Source organism: Rhodoglobus sp. GW821-FHT12B09 (genome assembly GCF_058809925.1).
Genome location: NZ_JBXATB010000002.1, coordinates 353,563 through 368,188 on the forward strand (window position 1 = coordinate 353,563; position 14,626 = coordinate 368,188).

Here is a 14,626-nt window from a genome sequence, read left to right on the forward strand (position 1 = left end):
GTTACAGTCCTTCGACTCTCAGAACGGATACGACAGCACTCACGACGGAAGTGGCGGCCAGCGCCTCCACGGTCGCCGCGAGGGCGGACTCGGATGCCTCGTGCGTGATGATCACAAGGGTAGCTGTAGGGCGCGCGCTGTCGCCGCCGTCGCGGACGGACTGTGAGACGCCCTCGACGGAGACCCCGCGGTCGCTGAACATCGTCGCGATGGTGGCGAGCACGCCGGGCTCGTCGAGCACGGTGAGCGTGATCTGGTAGCGGGTCGTGACGCTCGACATCGGCAGCACCGGGAGGTTCGCGTGCGTCGACTCCGCGACGCCCGGGCCGCCCGCGACGTGGCGGCGGGCCGCCGAGACGACATCGCCCAGCACGGCGGAGGCGGTCTGGATGCCGCCCGCTCCCGCGCCGTAGAACATGAGGCTGCCTGCCGCCTCCGCCTCGACGAACACCGCGTTGTTGGCGCCGTGCACCGCCGCGAGCGGGTGGCCGAGCGGCACCAGGGCGGGATGCACGCGCGCTGCGACACCCTCGAGGCCGTCGGCATCCGTCACCCGCTCGCAGATGGCGAGAAGCTTGACGACGTAGCCGGCCTTGCGCGCCGCGACCACCTGCTCGTGGGTGACAGAGGTCATGCCCTCGCGGTACACCGCGCTGAGCGGCACCGTGGTGTGGAAGGCGAGGCTCGCCAGGATCGCGGCCTTCTGCGCGGCGTCGTAGCCCTCGACGTCGGCGGTCGGGTCGGCCTCGGCGTAGCCCAGGCGCGTGGCCTCGGCGAGGGCGTCCTCGAGCGTGTCTCCCTCGGTGTCCATGCGGTCGAGGATGAAGTTCGTGGTGCCGTTGACGATGCCGAGGATGCGGCTGACGCGGTCGCCCGCGAGGCTGTCGCGCAGCGGGCGGATGATCGGGATGGCCCCGCCCACCGCTGCTTCGTAGTACAGCTGCGCGCCGACCTGCTCCGCGGCCTCGAAGAGCTCCGGACCGTGGGTGGCCAGCACGGCCTTGTTCGCCGTGATGACGTCCGCGCCGGAGTTGAGCGCCTGGAGGATGTAGGTGCGCGCGGGCTCGATGCCGCCGATGAGCTCGACAACGATGTCCGCGCCCAGGATGAGGGCCTCCGCGTCGGTGGTGAAGAGCTCCTGCGGGAGGTCGGTGTCGCGCTTGGCGTCCAGGTTCCGGACCGCGATGCCCACAACCTCGAGGCCCGCGCCCGCGCGCGCCGCGAGCTCCTCGCCCTGCGAGATGAGCAGGTGGGCGACCTGGGAGCCGACGCTGCCGCCGCCCAGGATGGCGACGCGGAGGTTGCGGTATTCGATCATGCGCGCGTTCCCATATCTCGTGACAGCAGGTCTTGCTCGGTCTCGCCGCGCACGATCACGCGGGCCTCGCCGTCGATCACGGCGACCACGGGCGGCCTGCCCAGGTAGTTGTAGTTGCTGGCCATCGCCCAGCCGTACGCGCCCGTGGCGGGCACGCCCACGAGGTCGCCGGGCTGCACGTCGGCCGGCAGGTAGTCGGCGCGCACGACGATGTCGCCCGACTCGCAGTGCTTCCCCGCGATCCGCACCAGGGCGGGCTGCGCGGTCGACGAGCGGTTGGCCAGGCGCACCGAGTAGTCAGCCCCGTACAGCGACGGGCGCACGTTGTCGCTCATGCCCCCGTCGACGGAGACGTACTTGCGGACGGCGGTTCCCTCAACCAGCACGTCCTTGATCGTCCCGACCGTGTAGAGCGTGGTGGTCGAGGGCCCGATGATCGAGCGCCCCGGCTCGATGGCGACGACGGGGACCGGGATGCCCAGCTCCGCCGCTCCCGCCGCCACGATGTCCGCGAACCGCACGGCGATCTGGTCGATCGAGAGCGGCTCGTCAACGCTCGTGTACGCGATGCCGAACCCGCCGCCCAGGTTGAGCTCGGGCACCGGGCCGCCCTCGAGCAGATCGGCGTGCAGGGCGAACAAGCGGCGCGCGGCCTCCGCGAACCCGTCGGACTCGAAGATCTGCGACCCGATGTGGGAGTGCAGCCCGAGGAACGACAGCGACGGCTCCGCGCGGATGAGCGCGACGAACTCGGCAGCGTCCGCGAGCGGGATGCCGAACTTCTGGTCCTCCCGCGCGGTGGCGAGGTACTCGTGCGTGCTCGCGTGCACGCCGCTGTTGATGCGCAGGCGCACCTGCTGCACGCGACCGTGGCGCGCGGCGGCCTCCGCGACACGGGAGATCTCGATGCGGCTGTCGATGACGATCGCGCCGACGCCCACTCCGACGGCACGGTCGATCTCGGCGAGCGACTTGTTGTTGCCGTGCAGCCCGAGCCGCGAGGGGTCCACCCCGGCGGCGAGCGCCACGGCGAGCTCACCGCCGCTCGCTACGTCGATGTTGAGGCCGGCATCCGTCACCCATCGCGCGACCTCGATCGACAGGAACGCCTTGCCCGCGTAGTAGACCTTCGCGGCGGAGCCGACGCGCGCGAACTCGCGGTCGAACGACGCCCGGATGCCCGTGGCACGGGCCTTCACGTCAGCCTCGTCCACCACGTACACGGGTGTGCCGAACTGCTCGGCGAGGGCAGTGGCCGGGACTCCGGCGATGGTCAGCTCGCCCGAGGAATCCCGTGCGGCGTTCTGCGACCACACCGCTGCCGGCAGCGCGTTCGCGTCCTCGGGCACGACGAGCCACGACGGCGCGAGTGGATTGCTGGACACGGTCCACAATCCTACCGGGGCTAGTTGGTGGCTTCTGGGCACGTGCCGAGCGTCGACAGGGCGGGATCGGAGAGGGCCGTCCCGTCGCCGTCGATACCGACCACGAGGTTCTTGCCGACCACCTGCACCTTGTCGATGCTGAGCGCCTGGGGCAGGTAGCCCGCGACGCAGAAGTCGCGCGACGCGAGCAGGTCGCCGGCGAGCGAGCTGAACTCGGGGCTCGCACGCAGGTCGGCGACGGAGATCTCGTCCTCGCCCAGCAGGATCGTCACCGGGTCGAAGTTGATGCCGCCCTCCTTCGCCGTCGGGTTCAGGTCGACCGCCACGGGGATGCTGATGAAGAAGACGTTGAACTCGGTGCCGATGCGGATCAGCCCGTCCTTGAGCTCGATCGACTTCAGGTCGATGCCGCTCAGGAAGCCGGACAGCTTCTTGACGTTCTCCTCGCTCACGGTCACCTGGATGTTGAGCTGGTCGACGGGCTTGCTGCTGTCGAGCGGCACCTTCGTCGCAGTGATCTGCGCCTCGCCGGTGATGTCGCCGAACGTGATCGTGTCGACGTGCACGTTCACCTCGTCGAGGCCGCCGCGGGCCGCCTGGAGCAGCACTGAGCCGCTGCCGAGGTCGACGTCGACCTTCGAGGCGGGGTCGAGCTTGAGGACCTCGACGATGCGCTCGCGCACGTAGTTCTCGGCGTAGGTCTTGGCGTAGCCGTCGGCGATGACGAAGCCGACCACCAGCAGAACGACGATGGCGAGCGCGATGAGCACGCCGATCCAGCGACGGCGCTTCTTCTTCGGCGGTGCGACCTCGACGACGGTGGTCTCGACAGGCTCAACCGGCTTGGTCGGCTGGATCGGCTCGGCCATCGGGCTACATCCTCTCGGGTGCGCTCACTCCCAAGAGTCCGAGACTGTTGCGGAGCACTTGGCCGACCGCGTCATTGAGCCAGAGGCGGGTGCGGTGCAGGTCCGTGACATCCTCATCGCCCAACGGGGTGACGCGGCAGTTGTCGTACCACCGGTGGTAGGCCCCGGCTAGTTCCTCACTATACCGAGCGACCCGGTGCGGCTCGCGGAGCTCGGCTGCCTGGCGCAGCACGCGCGGGAACTCGGCGAGGATGCCCAGCAGGATGCTCTCCGTCTCGTGGCTCAGCAGGCTCGCGTCGAACGCGCTGCGGTCCACACCGGACGCCGCGGCGTTGCGCGCCACCGAGTTCGTGCGGGCGTGCGCGTACTGCACGTAGAAGACCGGGTTGTCGTTGGTCTTCTTGCCCCAGAGGTCGAGGTCGATGTCCACCTGCGAGTCGATCGAGCTGCGCACGAGGGCGTACCGCGCCGCATCCACGCCCACGGCCTCGACCAGGTCCTCCAGAGTCACGACGGTGCCCGCCCGCTTCGACATGCGCACCGGCTCGCCGTCGCGCACGAGGTTGACGAGCTGGCCGATCAGGATCTCGAGGTTCACGTACGGCACGTCGCCGAACGCCTTCGTCATGGCCATGAGGCGGCGCACGTAGCCGTGGTGGTCGGCGCCGAGCATGATGAGGTTGCGCTCGAAGCCGCGCTCCCGCTTGTTGAGGTAGTAGGCGAGGTCGCCGGAGATGTAGCCGGCCTCGCCGTCGCTCTTGATGACGACCCGGTCCTTGTCGTCGTCGTAGTCGGTCGAGCGGAACCAGGTCGCGCCGTCGGCCTCGTAGATCGCGCCGAGGTCGCTGAGCCGCTTGATCGCGCGCTCGACCGCGCCCGACTCGTGCAGCTCGTTCTCGTGGAAGTACACGTCGAACCGCACGCCGAACTCGTGCAGGGCCGCCTTGATGTCGCCGAACATGAGCTCGACGCCGTTGGCGCGGAACACCTCCTGCTGCTCGTCCCGCGGGATCCGCGACAGGTCGCCCGGGTAGAGGTTGATGACGCGCGCGGCGATGTCGGAGATGTAGGCACCGCCGTAGCCGTCCTCCGGCGCGGGCTCTCCCAGGTAGCTGGCCAGCAGGCTGCGCGCGAACCGGTCGATCTGCGCGCCGTGGTCGTTGAAGTAGTACTCGCGGGTGACGAGGCCGCCCTGCGCCTGGAAGATGCGCGCGAGGCTGTCTCCGACCGCCGCCCAGCGCACGCCGCCGATGTGGATCGGGCCCGTCGGGTTCGCCGAGACGAACTCGAGGTTGATCCGCACGCCCTCGTACAGGTCTCCCCGGCCGTAGGCCTCGCCCTGCTCGACGATGGTCTTCGCGAGGGCGCCCGAGGCCGCGGCATCCAGCGAGATATTGATGAAGCCGGGGCCTGCGACGTCGACGGATGCCACGCCCGCCAGCTCCCGGACGCCCGCCGCGACCTCCTCGGCCAGCTCGCGCGGGTTCACCCCGAGCGGCTTGGCGAGCTTCATCGCGATGTTGGACGCCCAGTCGCCGTGGTCCCGGTTGCGCGGGCGCTCGAGGACGAGGTCGTCGACGGTGACCTCCGCCGTGCCGCCGCGCTGCTGCACGATCCCCGTGACGACGGCGAGCATGGCGGCGGAAAGATCAGCTGGATTCACGAGGCTCAAGCTTAGCCGCGGCGCGTTGCGGAGGTTCCCGGGCGGGGCGCTCGACAATGGAGGCATGAGTTTCCGCCGCGCCGCGATCGCCGTCCCCCTCCTCGTGCTCGCCCTGGCCGGCTGCGTGCCCACCGACACGCCCACGCCGGTGCCCGAGCCGACGCTCACCGAGCCGTCCCTCACCCCGAACCCGACGCCCACGATCACGCCCACGCCCGGCCCTCAGACCGAGGCCGTCGACTTCGCCTGCTCCGACCTCCTCTCCGCCCAGGCGATATACGACTACAACCCCAACGTGAGCCTTCTCCCGAGCTTCTCGCCGACCGGCTCCTCGGCCGCCGGACAGGCCATCGCCCAGCAGGGCATCGCCTGCGAGCTCGTCAACCAGACCAGCGGCACCACCATCGACTTCGGCGTCGTGCGGTACACCGACGACGCCTACGCCGCGAAGCTCGACGCGGTCTCGGGGTCCGCCACACCCGCCGACAGCTTCGACGGCTACTTCGACAACGGCCTCGCCCAGTTCTTCTCCGCGCCGTACTACGTGACCGTGGAGTCGCCCGACTTCACCTCGCCGAGCGACATCGCCCCGCTCGTAGCCATGGCGCAGGCGGGCATCAGCGGCTAGCCCAACTGCACCAGCTGGTTGACGTCGTCCTTCGGGAGGTCGTCGACGATGGCGAGCACGCTCATGTCCGTGAGGATGAGGTCTGCCCAGTGGTTCGTGAGGAACGCGGTGTCTGCGGCGTCCCGGCCGGTCGAGATGCGCAGCATGCTCTCGCGCGGTGCCAGGCGCGTGGCATCCACCACCCACCAGGCGCCGTCGATGTGGGCCTCGGCGACCGCGTGGAAGTCCATCGGCGAGAGGCCGGGCGCGTAGACGGCGACCATGCGCGCGGGCACGTCGAGGGCGCGCAGCAGGGCGATGACGAGGTGGGCGTAGTCGCGGCAGACGCCCTTGCGCGCGAGCAGGGTCTGCTCGGCGCCGTCCGTCGGAAGGCTCGAGCCGGGCACGTACCGCAGGCGCTCCCACACCCAGAGCGTGACCGCGGAGAGCAGGGCGTGGCCCTTGAGCCCCGCGAACTCGGAGCGGGCGGTCGGAGTGAGGCTGTCCGACTCGCAGTAGCGGCTCGGACGGAGGTAGGTCACGAGGTCCAGGTCGACGGAGGGCGCCGGGTCTGAGCGGCCTGCGACATCCGCCGTGTAGTCGACGATCATGCGGCCGGGGCCGCTCACGAACGTGTGCAGCCTTGTGCCGTGCCGGTCGGTCAGTTCCGTGGCGCGCTGCGGCTCGCCGTCGAGAACGAAACTCAGGGTCTCGGATGTCACGGCGGACCCCTGCGCGGCCGTGATGCTGAACACCATGTTGGTGGTGCCGCGGATGTCGAGCTCGAGGTGGTTGGTGACAGTTCGCAGCATGTCTCGATCCTGTCACGGCGCTGGTAGCCTAGGTGACGTTCCCTAGCCCCCATAGCTCAGGGGATAGAGCACTGCCCTCCGGAGGCAGGGGCGGCAGTTCGAATCTGCCTGGGGGCACTTCGTGAATCTGCTGGTCAGACGGTTCGGGCGTCCGGTGGCCTTCATGGGGGTGCTGAAATTGCCAGCATCTCATCAAGGCGCCTGTCGCTAAGTTTCACTGATCTCTCCATACCTATACACGTCGAGAGCAAGCCGGAACGTCCCAGATCTTGACTGCCGTCACGGCGTGATGGCGAGTTGGCCCACGCCGAAAAGCAGCGGCACGAAGGACAGGACCGCGAGCACAGTCCCCGCCACGAACGGGTGGCCGTCGCGATACTCGGCTCGCACACTCCCGACAATTCCCGCGGTGAGGAGGGCAAGGGCGGCGATGTTCACCCAGTAGAGCGGGACGTCCCGGACAGGCACCAGCTGGGTGTACCGCCCCCAGTTCCCGAGCCCGATGAAGAACGTCTGCGCGAGTATCCCGAAGGCCGCAACGACATCGACGGCGAAGAGCGCGACGGTGAGGCCGCGACGGTAGACGACAACGTCAGGATTGCTCGACTTCATGGGAGCATCCTCGCACGACCGGTGACGCCCCCGCCCCCGTCTACGATCGACGCGTGGCGAAGCCGACCGAGCGCAAGTCGGTTCAGTACCGCTACTTGTAACACTTCGGCCGATCCGGACATCTCAGGGCATGGGAGGCGACGTGGACGACGAGGAGCTGTGGCGGGCGGCCGTCGGCGGCAACGGCCGTGCGTTCGGACTCCTCTTCAGCCGGCACCGCGACCGGGTGTTCCGGCACCTGCTGCGATTCGTGGAGGGCGGGGCCGACGCCGAGGACCTCACCGCCACGGTCTTCCTGGAGCTGTGGCGCACGAGAGACCGCGTGCGGATCGTCGACGGCTCGCTCGTGCCGTGGCTGATCGGACTGGCCACGAACGTGGCTCGCAACTCCAGCCGAGCCACCCGTCGATACCGGCGACTCCTCGCGAAGCTTCCTGCACCGGAGGTAGTGGCCGATCACGCCGACACCGTCGCCGAGCGATCGGGCGGCCAGGCGAGCGCGGCCCGACTGGCCAGCGCGATGCGGGCGCTGCCGCTCGTCGACCAGCAACTGCTCGCCCTGACTGCGCTTGAGGGGTACGGCACATCCCAAGCTGGGGAGGCCGTCGGACTCTCCCCCGGCGCCGCGCGCACACGGCTCTCGCGCGCGCGACAGCGCCTTGCCCGTTCGATCGAACCCACCCTCGCCACGGAACTGGACTGACCATGGACACCTTCTCAGAGCACCGCAGTGACGCGATCCGGACGATCTTGGAGGCGCAGGTGACGACTGACGGCACGCAGCCGTGGCGCCGTCATCGCTGGCTTGTGGCGGCCGCATTGGTCGTCGGGGGCGCACTGGCCGGCACCGGGGTATCCGCCGCCGCATTCGCGATCTCGGCCTCGTCGAGCACCGAGCCCGACCGCACCGCGGTGGCGGCACCGCCCGGCGTGATCCCCGGCCAGCCGATCATCTCGGTGTTGGGGGATCCGGCGAGCCAGCAGACATCGGGAGACTCGGACATCCCGCTCGAGGCCGCGCCCCCCGCCGCCACGCACGTGCGGGTCACGGTGGTGTGCCTCACTCCCGGCGCGACGAGCTGGGGCTTCGACCCGGGTGGGAACAACCCTTCCTCGAGCTGCGACGAGGCCGATGTGCTGTCGGCATCCCCCGGCGCCTGGTTCGATTTCCCACTGTCACCGACAACAACGACACTGTTCCTGCGGAGCTCGGCCGACACGCGGGTCGTGGTGACGTACCAGTACCTGAACTACGTTCCGACGGCGCTCGGGGTCAACGACCGCGGGGAGACCTACGGCGCATCCGCCCACGACAGCGGCCAGCAGCCCGACCTCGTTGCCGTGTCCGGCCTGTCGCCGACCGGGGAGCCGGTTGACGGCTACGTTCGGGCGACTGAGCTCGACTCCTTCGGCCCCGACTGGCCCGACCAGCCGAGCACCCCGGACGAGGCGCTCGAGTGGCAGGCGCAGCGCGACGAGTCCTACCCGGACGGGTGGGACCTGACCGTCTACGCCAGCGACGGCACGACGGTGATCGGCACGTTCCACGTCGGGAACTAGGGCGCGACCTCTACCGCACGACCGGCCCGATCGGCGACGGCGGGCACGCCCGGTCGATCCGCTCCCACTCCCCCGCCGACGTCGGCACCGGCTCCATCTCGGTGTACGGGCTCCAGAACGGGCCATTGCTCCGGATGTACCCGCCCGCGCGGTTCTCGACGTCGTAGCCGAGCAGCTGCAGGCACGGCACCAGCCGCTTCTGGTCGTACGACCAGATCTGCGCGCGCTCGTCGTCGGTGAGCTGGCCCACCCCGCTGGGGTCGGTCGGGTCGGCCGAGTACCGGAGCTGGCAGGCGGAGAACGCCCGGCGCACCTCCCGCGCGTCGAAGCCCGCGGCGACGACCGGGTCCCACCCGCCTTCCGCACTCACCACATCGAGGACGCCCGCCGCGGACGAGCACTCGTCAGCCAGACCGCTCGGCACGTCCTCCCCCTGCGACACGAGGGGCGCGGCGATCAGGCGGTAGGCCTCCACGGGCGTCATCGGCTCCGGAGGGGGCGGCGTGGGCGTGCAGGCGGCGAGCAGGGCCCCGGATGCCGCGAGCGCGACCCCCACGAGCATCCCCCGTCGAACTGCCATGCCCCATCTTCCGTCAGGAGCGCGCGATTCGCACGGGCTGCTTGCCTTCCTTATTCTATATACCTAGGATAAGGAGCATGCAGTCCCTCCAGCGTGTGACCGCGCCGACTGTCGAGGTGCTCCGCGCACTCCTCGACGCGGGCGAGCCGGTCTGGGGCCTCCGCCTCGTCAAGGCGACGGGACGGCCCGCGGGCAGCGTGTACCCGATCCTCAGCCGCCTCGAGGAGTCGGGATGGCTCGTGGGCGAGTGGGAGGCAGACAGCGGCCGTGACGGCCCCCGCCGCCGGCTCTACCGCTTCACCGCCGACGGGGAGCCCTCGGCCCGTGAGGTTGTCGCGGCCTTCGAGGCCCGGCGAGCCCCCGTCAACGTCTGGAGCCCCGTGATTCCCGGCGGTGCGATGTGAGCCCGGGCGAGCGGATGATCCGCCTCCTCGCCGCGTCCCTGCCCGCCGCGCGGCGCGACGACCGGCTCGAGGAGTGGCTCGCCGACCTCGAGGGCGCTGCGGAGCTCGGGCTCTCGCGCGGGACTGTCCTGCTCGGCGCGCTCCGACTCGGCCTCACCGAGAACCGGATAGCCCGGCTTCGGCCCCGCACCTGGCTCATCGGCGGCGGTGCCGTGCTCGGCATCGCCGTGCTCGGGGTGCCGACTGTCGCGATCGGCGGCACCATCGTCGACAGCGCCCGCGGCGTGGTGACTGTCGAGACAGCGGCGGACGGCACGGAGCGCACAGTCTCGTGGCGCGACTACCCCGGGATCGGCGGGCTCGACCCCGCCGACGCGCTCTCCGGCCCGACGGCGGAGGAGGGGGTGCGCCTCGGCGAGACGATCACCGCCGAGATCCGGGCCGCCCTCGACCTCGGCTGGAGCCGGGAGGACGGCGGCCAGGTGTTCTTCCCCGCGGAGAACCGGTACGGCGGCCTCTCCCTGCTCGTCGTCGTGAACACCCCGGCCTGGCTGAGCGCCGCGGCACCCGAGGACGCCGACGGCGCGATGCGGGTCGTGCAGGGCATCCTCGAGCGACACGGCTTCACCGCCCCGGCGCTGGTCCAGGACGACGCGACCACCGCCAGCGGCATCGCGGAGGGCCCGGCCGGCCAGTGGCTGTCGTTCGCACTGACCCCGGAGTCGCTCTCGGTGAGCTACGGCGCGAACGCGCTGCTGCCGGCCGCCGAGCGCTCCGAGTTCGAGCAGCTGCTGGAGCCGTACCTCCCCTACGCGCAGCCCGCGCCGCTGGCCAGCTGACGTGGCGGCGCGGTCCCGGGTGCTGCGGTTCGCCCGCGACATCCTGCTGATCCTGTTGGCGGCGGTCCTGATCTCCTTCCTCCTGAAGACCTTCGTGATCCGCTCCTTCTACATTCCCTCCGCCTCGATGGAGCACACCCTGCAGGAGGACGACCGCGTCATCGTGAACGAGTTGGAGCCGCGGCTCGCCCCGCTCTCGCACGGGGACGTCGTCGTGTTCCGCGACCCCGGCGGCTGGCTCCCGCCCGACGCGGGCGAGCCCGGCACCTGGTTCGACGCGGTGCTCGTGTTCCTCGGCCTCGCCGCGCCCAAGGACGGGGAGCACCTCGTCAAGCGGATCATCGGCCTGCCGGGCGACACGGTGGTGTGCTGCACCGACTTCGGCCAGCTCACGGTGAACGGCGCGCCGCTCGACGAGCCGTACATCGTGATCCCGAGCGGTGCGAGCCAGGCCACCCGCGAGCCGTTCAGCGTCACGGTGCCGGAGGGCGCGCTGTGGGTCATGGGCGACAACCGCTACAACTCCGCGGACTCGACGGCGCACGTCGACGACCCCGGCGGCGGCTTCGTCCCGCTCGCCAACGTCGTCGGCCGCGCCGTGGTGATCAGCTGGCCGGTGGACCGCTGGACCTGGCTCGACAACTATCCGGCGACGTTCGCCGCTGCTACCGTGTCGCCATGACCGCAGAGGTGCCGCCCGCCGATCCGGCGCTCGTCGACTCGCCCCTGCTCGCCCGCATCCGGGAGTCGGTGATCGGCGACGACCAGGTCACGCCCGGCCCGTTCGGCCCCCGGCGCGTCACCTACGCGGACTACACGGCCAGCGGGAGGTCGCTCGGCTTCATCGAGGACTTCATCCGCGACGAGGTCCTCCCCCGCTACGCCAACACTCACACCGAGTCGAGCGGCACGGGCCTGCAGACGACTCGACTGCGCGAGGATGCCCGCGCCACAGTCCACCGCGCGGTGCACGGCGACGACGACACCGTCGTGATCTTCGCCGGCAGCGGCTCGACGGCCGCGATCGACAAGCTCGTCGGCATCCTCGGCCTGCGCATCCCCGCCGACCTCGACCTGCGGTACGGACTGTCGAGCAGCATCCCGGCCGACCAGAGGCCCGTCGTCTTCCTCGGGCCGTACGAGCACCACAGCAACGAGCTGCCCTGGCGCGAGTCGATAGCCGATGTGGTCACCATCCACGAGGACGCCGACGGCCACGTCGACCTCGCCCACCTCACGGAGCAGCTCGAGCACTACGCGGACCGGCCGGTCAAGATCGGGTCCTTCAGCGCCGCGAGCAACGTGACCGGCATCGTCACAGATACGGAGCTCATCACGCGCGTGCTGCACGAGCACGGCGCGCTCGCGTTCTGGGACTTCGCGGCCGCCGCGCCCTACGTCGACATCGACATGCGGCACGGGTACGACGCCGTGTTCCTGAGCCCGCACAAGTTCATCGGCGGGCCCGGCACCCCGGGCATCCTCATCGCCCGCCGCTCGCTGCTCACCAACACGGTGCCCGACATGGTCGGCGGCGGTACTGTCGCGTACGTCAACCCGCTCGAGCACCGGTACCTCACCGATCCCGCCCACCGTGAGGAGGCCGGCACCCCGGCGATCATCGAGTCGATCAGGGCGGGGCTCGTGTTCGGGCTCAAGGAGGCGGTGGGCGTCGACGCGATTCAGGCGCTCGAGCACGACTTCCTGCGCCGAGCACTGTCGGCGTGGGGCGCGCACCCGGGCATCCAGGTGCTCGGCAATCCGCTCGCGGAGCGGCTCTCGATCGTGTCCTTCGTCGTCAAGCGGCCGGGCGGGCGGTACTTGCACCACAACGTCGTCGTGGCGATCCTCAACGACCTGTTCGGCATCCAGTCGCGCGGCGGCTGCTCCTGCGCTGGGCCCTACGGACACCGCCTGCTCGGCATCGACCTCGAGCGCTCGCACGAGTTCGAGCGCGAGATCGCCGGCGGCTGCGAGGGCATCAAGCCGGGCTGGGTGCGCGTGAGCTTCAACTACTTCATCAGCGACACCGTGTTCGAGTACATCGTGCGGGCGGTGACGATGATCGCGGAGCACGGCTACAAGCTCGTCCCGCAGTACCGCTTCTCCTTGGACACCGGGCTGTGGCGCCACGAGAACGGCCCGATCGAGCCGCCGATGCGCCTCTCGCAGCTGGCCTACGACGCCGACGGCCGCCTCACCTACCCGCGCCACGACGACACCGCGCCCGAGTCCGCACTCGCGGGCTACCTCGCCGAGGCCGAGGCGCTGTTCGCGGCGCTGCCCGAGCCGGACGCGCGGCACGCTTCGGACGTGCTCGGGGCCGATCTGGTGAGCGCCGACTTCGAGCACCTCCGCTGGTTCGACCTCCCGGCGGCCTCGCTGCGCTAGAGATAGCCCGGCCGCGCTGCAGTTGTTGCGTCACGCGCCAGTTGTTTCAGTAGCGCTGCGCAAAAGGTGTAGCGCGGCGCGTGTGCTAGCTCTCGGTGGCGTGCACCTCGAGGAACTCGTACAGCTCGCGGTCATCGACGCCGGGGAAGGTGCCGGAGGGCAGCGGAGACAGGATGTGCGCGTGCAGCTTGGCGCTCGACCAGGCCTTGCCCGACCAGCGCTCCGTCAGGTCGGCGGCCGGGCGGCGGCAGCAGTTCTCGTCCGGGCAGGTCGAGGAGGTGCGGTTGGTGGTCTCCCGGCCCCGGAACCACTTGGAGTGCGCGAAGGGCACGCCGATGGTGATGGAGAACTCCTCCGCGGCGGTCGTGCCGGTCTGGGTCGAGTCGAAGAACGTGCCCTCCGGGGTGTCCGTGTACTGGTAGAACTCCGTGGTGCGGTTGGTGCGGGTGAACGCCGTGCGGGCACTCCAGTGCCGGCACACGAACTGCCCCTCCGTCGAGCCCGTGACATCCACCGGGAGCCGCAGGCCGTCGTTCTCGTAGGCCTTCGACACCGCGCCGTCGTCGCTCACGCGGAGGAAGTGCACCTCGAGGTCGAGGTGCCGCGTGGCGAGGTTCGTGAACCGGAGGGCCGCGGCCTCGTGGGTGACGCCGAACGCGTCGCGGAAGTCCTCGACGGCGATGTTGCGGTCGGCCTTGGCTGCGGAGAGGAATTCCACGGACTGCCGCTGCGGCATCAGCACGGCCGCGGCGAAGTAGTTGATCTCGAGCCGCTGCTGGAGGAAGTCGGCGTAGGTCGAGGGGGTCTCGTGCCCGAGCACCCGGTGGCCCATCGCCTGCAGCGCCATGCCCCGCAGGCCGTGGCCCCCGGGGATCGAGGCGGGCGGCAGGTAGATCCGGCCGTTCTCGAGGTCCGTCACGGAGCGCGCTGAGTGCGGGAGGTCGTGCACGTGGACCAGCTCGAAGCCGAGCTTCTCCGCGATGCGGCTCACCGAGCGGTGGGTCAGGGCGCCCGTGGTGTGGCCCACCTCGGCGAGCAGCTTCTCGGCGACCACCTCGATCTCGGGCAGGTAGTTGTCCAGCGTGCGCATGTGCTGGCGCAGCTCGGTGTTGGCGCGCCTGGCCTCCTCGGGCGTCGCGATGGCCTCACGGGCGCGCCGGGCCAGCTCGCGGTGCAGCCCGACCATCGCCTCGAGCGTCTCGTCGCTGGTCCCCTTCGAGGGCCGGATGCTCGGCAGCCCCAGCGACGCATAGACGCTGCTGTGCTGCGCGCGCTCGAGCTCGATCTCGAGGGCGGCCCGCTTGCTGGGCGGCGCCTCGTCGAGCAGGTCGGAGAGCTGCACCTCCACTGCCGCGGCGATCGCGGAGAGCAGGGAGAGGCGCGGCTCGCGGCGCCCGTTCTCCATGAGCGAGAGCTGGCTGCCGGCGATACCGATCTTCTCTCCCAGCTGGTCGAGGGTCAGACCGGAGCGGGTGCGGAAGTGCCGGATGCGCTGCCCGAGGGTCACAAGATCGTTCACACCGTCACCATACCTAAAGATCCACTGATCTTTCGACCATATTGTCGGCAAAGGCCGCCAATCTCGC

At 70.2% G+C, this 14,626-nt stretch carries 15 protein-coding genes and 1 tRNA gene; 8 read left to right on the plus strand and 8 right to left on the minus strand.

The annotated features are described in order from the left end of the window. Window position 1: 1 nt before the first annotated feature. From AC1RTC_RS06225 to argS, 4 genes are read right to left on the minus strand one after another with little or no spacing between them, the layout of a single operon-like run. Complete coding sequence (locus AC1RTC_RS06225; RefSeq protein ID WP_493154608.1) at window positions 2-1,318, minus strand: homoserine dehydrogenase; 1,317 nt, start codon at window positions 1,316-1,318, stop codon at window positions 2-4. Further along, entirely contained in the window at window positions 1,315-2,703 is a 1,389-nt protein-coding gene (gene lysA, locus AC1RTC_RS06230; RefSeq protein ID WP_493154609.1) for a diaminopimelate decarboxylase, read from the minus strand. Before lysA ends, AC1RTC_RS06225 begins: the two co-directional genes overlap by 4 nt. Before the next feature lie 20 nt (window positions 2,704-2,723). After that, entirely contained in the window at window positions 2,724-3,572 is an 849-nt protein-coding gene (locus AC1RTC_RS06235) for an LmeA family phospholipid-binding protein (protein ID WP_493154610.1), read from the minus strand. Between the two features lie 4 nt (window positions 3,573-3,576). Next, window positions 3,577-5,235 carry an arginine--tRNA ligase gene (gene argS, locus AC1RTC_RS06240; protein ID WP_493154611.1) on the minus strand — a complete coding sequence of 553 codons (1,659 nt, stop codon included), beginning with the start codon at window positions 5,233-5,235 and terminating at the stop codon, window positions 3,577-3,579. Between the two features lie 64 nt (window positions 5,236-5,299). On the opposite strand from argS, the gene AC1RTC_RS06245 reads away from it, so the two are divergent. Continuing rightward, window positions 5,300-5,863, plus strand: a complete 564-nt coding sequence (locus tag AC1RTC_RS06245) for a hypothetical protein (protein WP_493154612.1) — start codon at window positions 5,300-5,302, stop codon at window positions 5,861-5,863. On the opposite strand, the gene AC1RTC_RS06250 is transcribed toward AC1RTC_RS06245, so the two are convergent. Then, window positions 5,860-6,654, minus strand: coding sequence for a transglutaminase-like domain-containing protein (locus AC1RTC_RS06250; protein ID WP_493154613.1), 795 nt, complete (start codon window positions 6,652-6,654; stop codon window positions 5,860-5,862). The two genes, AC1RTC_RS06245 and AC1RTC_RS06250, sit on opposite strands and share 4 nt — an antisense overlap. 45 nt (window positions 6,655-6,699) lie before the next feature. On the opposite strand from AC1RTC_RS06250, the gene AC1RTC_RS06255 reads away from it, so the two are divergent. Then, window positions 6,700-6,771 (plus strand) — tRNA-Arg (locus AC1RTC_RS06255). Window positions 6,772-6,933: 162 nt separating this feature from the next. Here AC1RTC_RS06255 and AC1RTC_RS06260 read toward each other — a convergent pair. After that, window positions 6,934-7,266: a hypothetical protein gene (locus AC1RTC_RS06260; RefSeq protein WP_493154614.1), complete on the minus strand. Its 333-nt coding sequence runs from the start codon at window positions 7,264-7,266 to the stop codon at window positions 6,934-6,936. A gap of 130 nt (window positions 7,267-7,396) precedes the next feature. On the opposite strand from AC1RTC_RS06260, the gene AC1RTC_RS06265 reads away from it, so the two are divergent. Further along, on the plus strand, window positions 7,397-7,969 hold the full coding sequence (locus AC1RTC_RS06265) for an RNA polymerase sigma factor (RefSeq protein WP_493154615.1): 573 nt from the start codon (window positions 7,397-7,399) through the stop codon (window positions 7,967-7,969). 2 nt (window positions 7,970-7,971) lie between these two features. Continuing rightward, window positions 7,972-8,826 (plus strand): hypothetical protein, encoded by an 855-nt coding sequence (locus AC1RTC_RS06270; protein WP_493154616.1) that lies wholly within the window; start codon window positions 7,972-7,974, stop codon window positions 8,824-8,826. A 10-nt stretch (window positions 8,827-8,836) separates the two neighbouring features. Here AC1RTC_RS06270 and AC1RTC_RS06275 read toward each other — a convergent pair whose 3' ends face one another. Continuing rightward, on the minus strand, window positions 8,837-9,406 hold the full coding sequence (locus tag AC1RTC_RS06275) for a hypothetical protein (protein ID WP_493154617.1): 570 nt from the start codon (window positions 9,404-9,406) through the stop codon (window positions 8,837-8,839). A gap of 77 nt (window positions 9,407-9,483) precedes the next feature. Between AC1RTC_RS06275 and AC1RTC_RS06280 the strand changes: the two genes are divergently transcribed. The 4 genes from AC1RTC_RS06280 to AC1RTC_RS06295 are packed head-to-tail and all read left to right on the plus strand — an operon-like array spanning window position 9,484 to window position 13,040. Further along, window positions 9,484-9,810 carry a PadR family transcriptional regulator gene (locus tag AC1RTC_RS06280; RefSeq protein ID WP_493154618.1) on the plus strand — a complete coding sequence of 109 codons (327 nt, stop codon included), beginning with the start codon at window positions 9,484-9,486 and terminating at the stop codon, window positions 9,808-9,810. Between the two features lie 14 nt (window positions 9,811-9,824). After that, a complete protein-coding gene (locus tag AC1RTC_RS06285; RefSeq protein ID WP_493154619.1) occupies window positions 9,825-10,649 on the plus strand; it encodes a hypothetical protein in 825 nt (274 codons plus the stop codon). Between the two features lies 1 nt (window position 10,650). Beyond that, on the plus strand, window positions 10,651-11,331 hold the full coding sequence (lepB, locus tag AC1RTC_RS06290; RefSeq protein ID WP_493154620.1) for a signal peptidase I: 681 nt from the start codon (window positions 10,651-10,653) through the stop codon (window positions 11,329-11,331). After that, window positions 11,328-13,040: an aminotransferase class V-fold PLP-dependent enzyme gene (locus AC1RTC_RS06295; RefSeq protein WP_493154621.1), complete on the plus strand. Its 1,713-nt coding sequence runs from the start codon at window positions 11,328-11,330 to the stop codon at window positions 13,038-13,040. The genes lepB and AC1RTC_RS06295 overlap by 4 nt, the downstream gene beginning before the upstream one ends. Before the next feature lie 85 nt (window positions 13,041-13,125). Here the strand turns inward: AC1RTC_RS06295 and AC1RTC_RS06300 are convergent, their stop codons facing one another. After that, window positions 13,126-14,559 (minus strand): helix-turn-helix domain-containing protein, encoded by a 1,434-nt coding sequence (locus AC1RTC_RS06300; RefSeq protein ID WP_493154622.1) that lies wholly within the window; start codon window positions 14,557-14,559, stop codon window positions 13,126-13,128. Window positions 14,560-14,626 lie beyond the last annotated feature (67 nt).

Coding starts and splice junctions, on each gene's coding strand:
- AC1RTC_RS06225 (WP_493154608.1), bottom strand. CDS start 1,318: ATGATCGAATACCGCAACCTCCGCGTCGCCATCCTGGGCGGCGGCAGC.
- AC1RTC_RS06235 (WP_493154610.1), bottom strand. CDS start 3,572: ATGGCCGAGCCGATCCAGCCGACCAAGCCGGTTGAGCCTGTCGAGACC.
- AC1RTC_RS06245 (WP_493154612.1), top strand. CDS start 5,300: ATGAGTTTCCGCCGCGCCGCGATCGCCGTCCCCCTCCTCGTGCTCGCC.
- AC1RTC_RS06250 (WP_493154613.1), bottom strand. CDS start 6,654: ATGCTGCGAACTGTCACCAACCACCTCGAGCTCGACATCCGCGGCACC.
- AC1RTC_RS06260 (WP_493154614.1), bottom strand. CDS start 7,266: ATGAAGTCGAGCAATCCTGACGTTGTCGTCTACCGTCGCGGCCTCACC.
- AC1RTC_RS06265 (WP_493154615.1), top strand. CDS start 7,397: ATGGGAGGCGACGTGGACGACGAGGAGCTGTGGCGGGCGGCCGTCGGC.
- AC1RTC_RS06270 (WP_493154616.1), top strand. CDS start 7,972: ATGGACACCTTCTCAGAGCACCGCAGTGACGCGATCCGGACGATCTTG.
- AC1RTC_RS06275 (WP_493154617.1), bottom strand. CDS start 9,406: ATGGCAGTTCGACGGGGGATGCTCGTGGGGGTCGCGCTCGCGGCATCC.
- AC1RTC_RS06280 (WP_493154618.1), top strand. CDS start 9,484: ATGCAGTCCCTCCAGCGTGTGACCGCGCCGACTGTCGAGGTGCTCCGC.
- AC1RTC_RS06285 (WP_493154619.1), top strand. CDS start 9,825: ATGATCCGCCTCCTCGCCGCGTCCCTGCCCGCCGCGCGGCGCGACGAC.
- AC1RTC_RS06295 (WP_493154621.1), top strand. CDS start 11,328: ATGACCGCAGAGGTGCCGCCCGCCGATCCGGCGCTCGTCGACTCGCCC.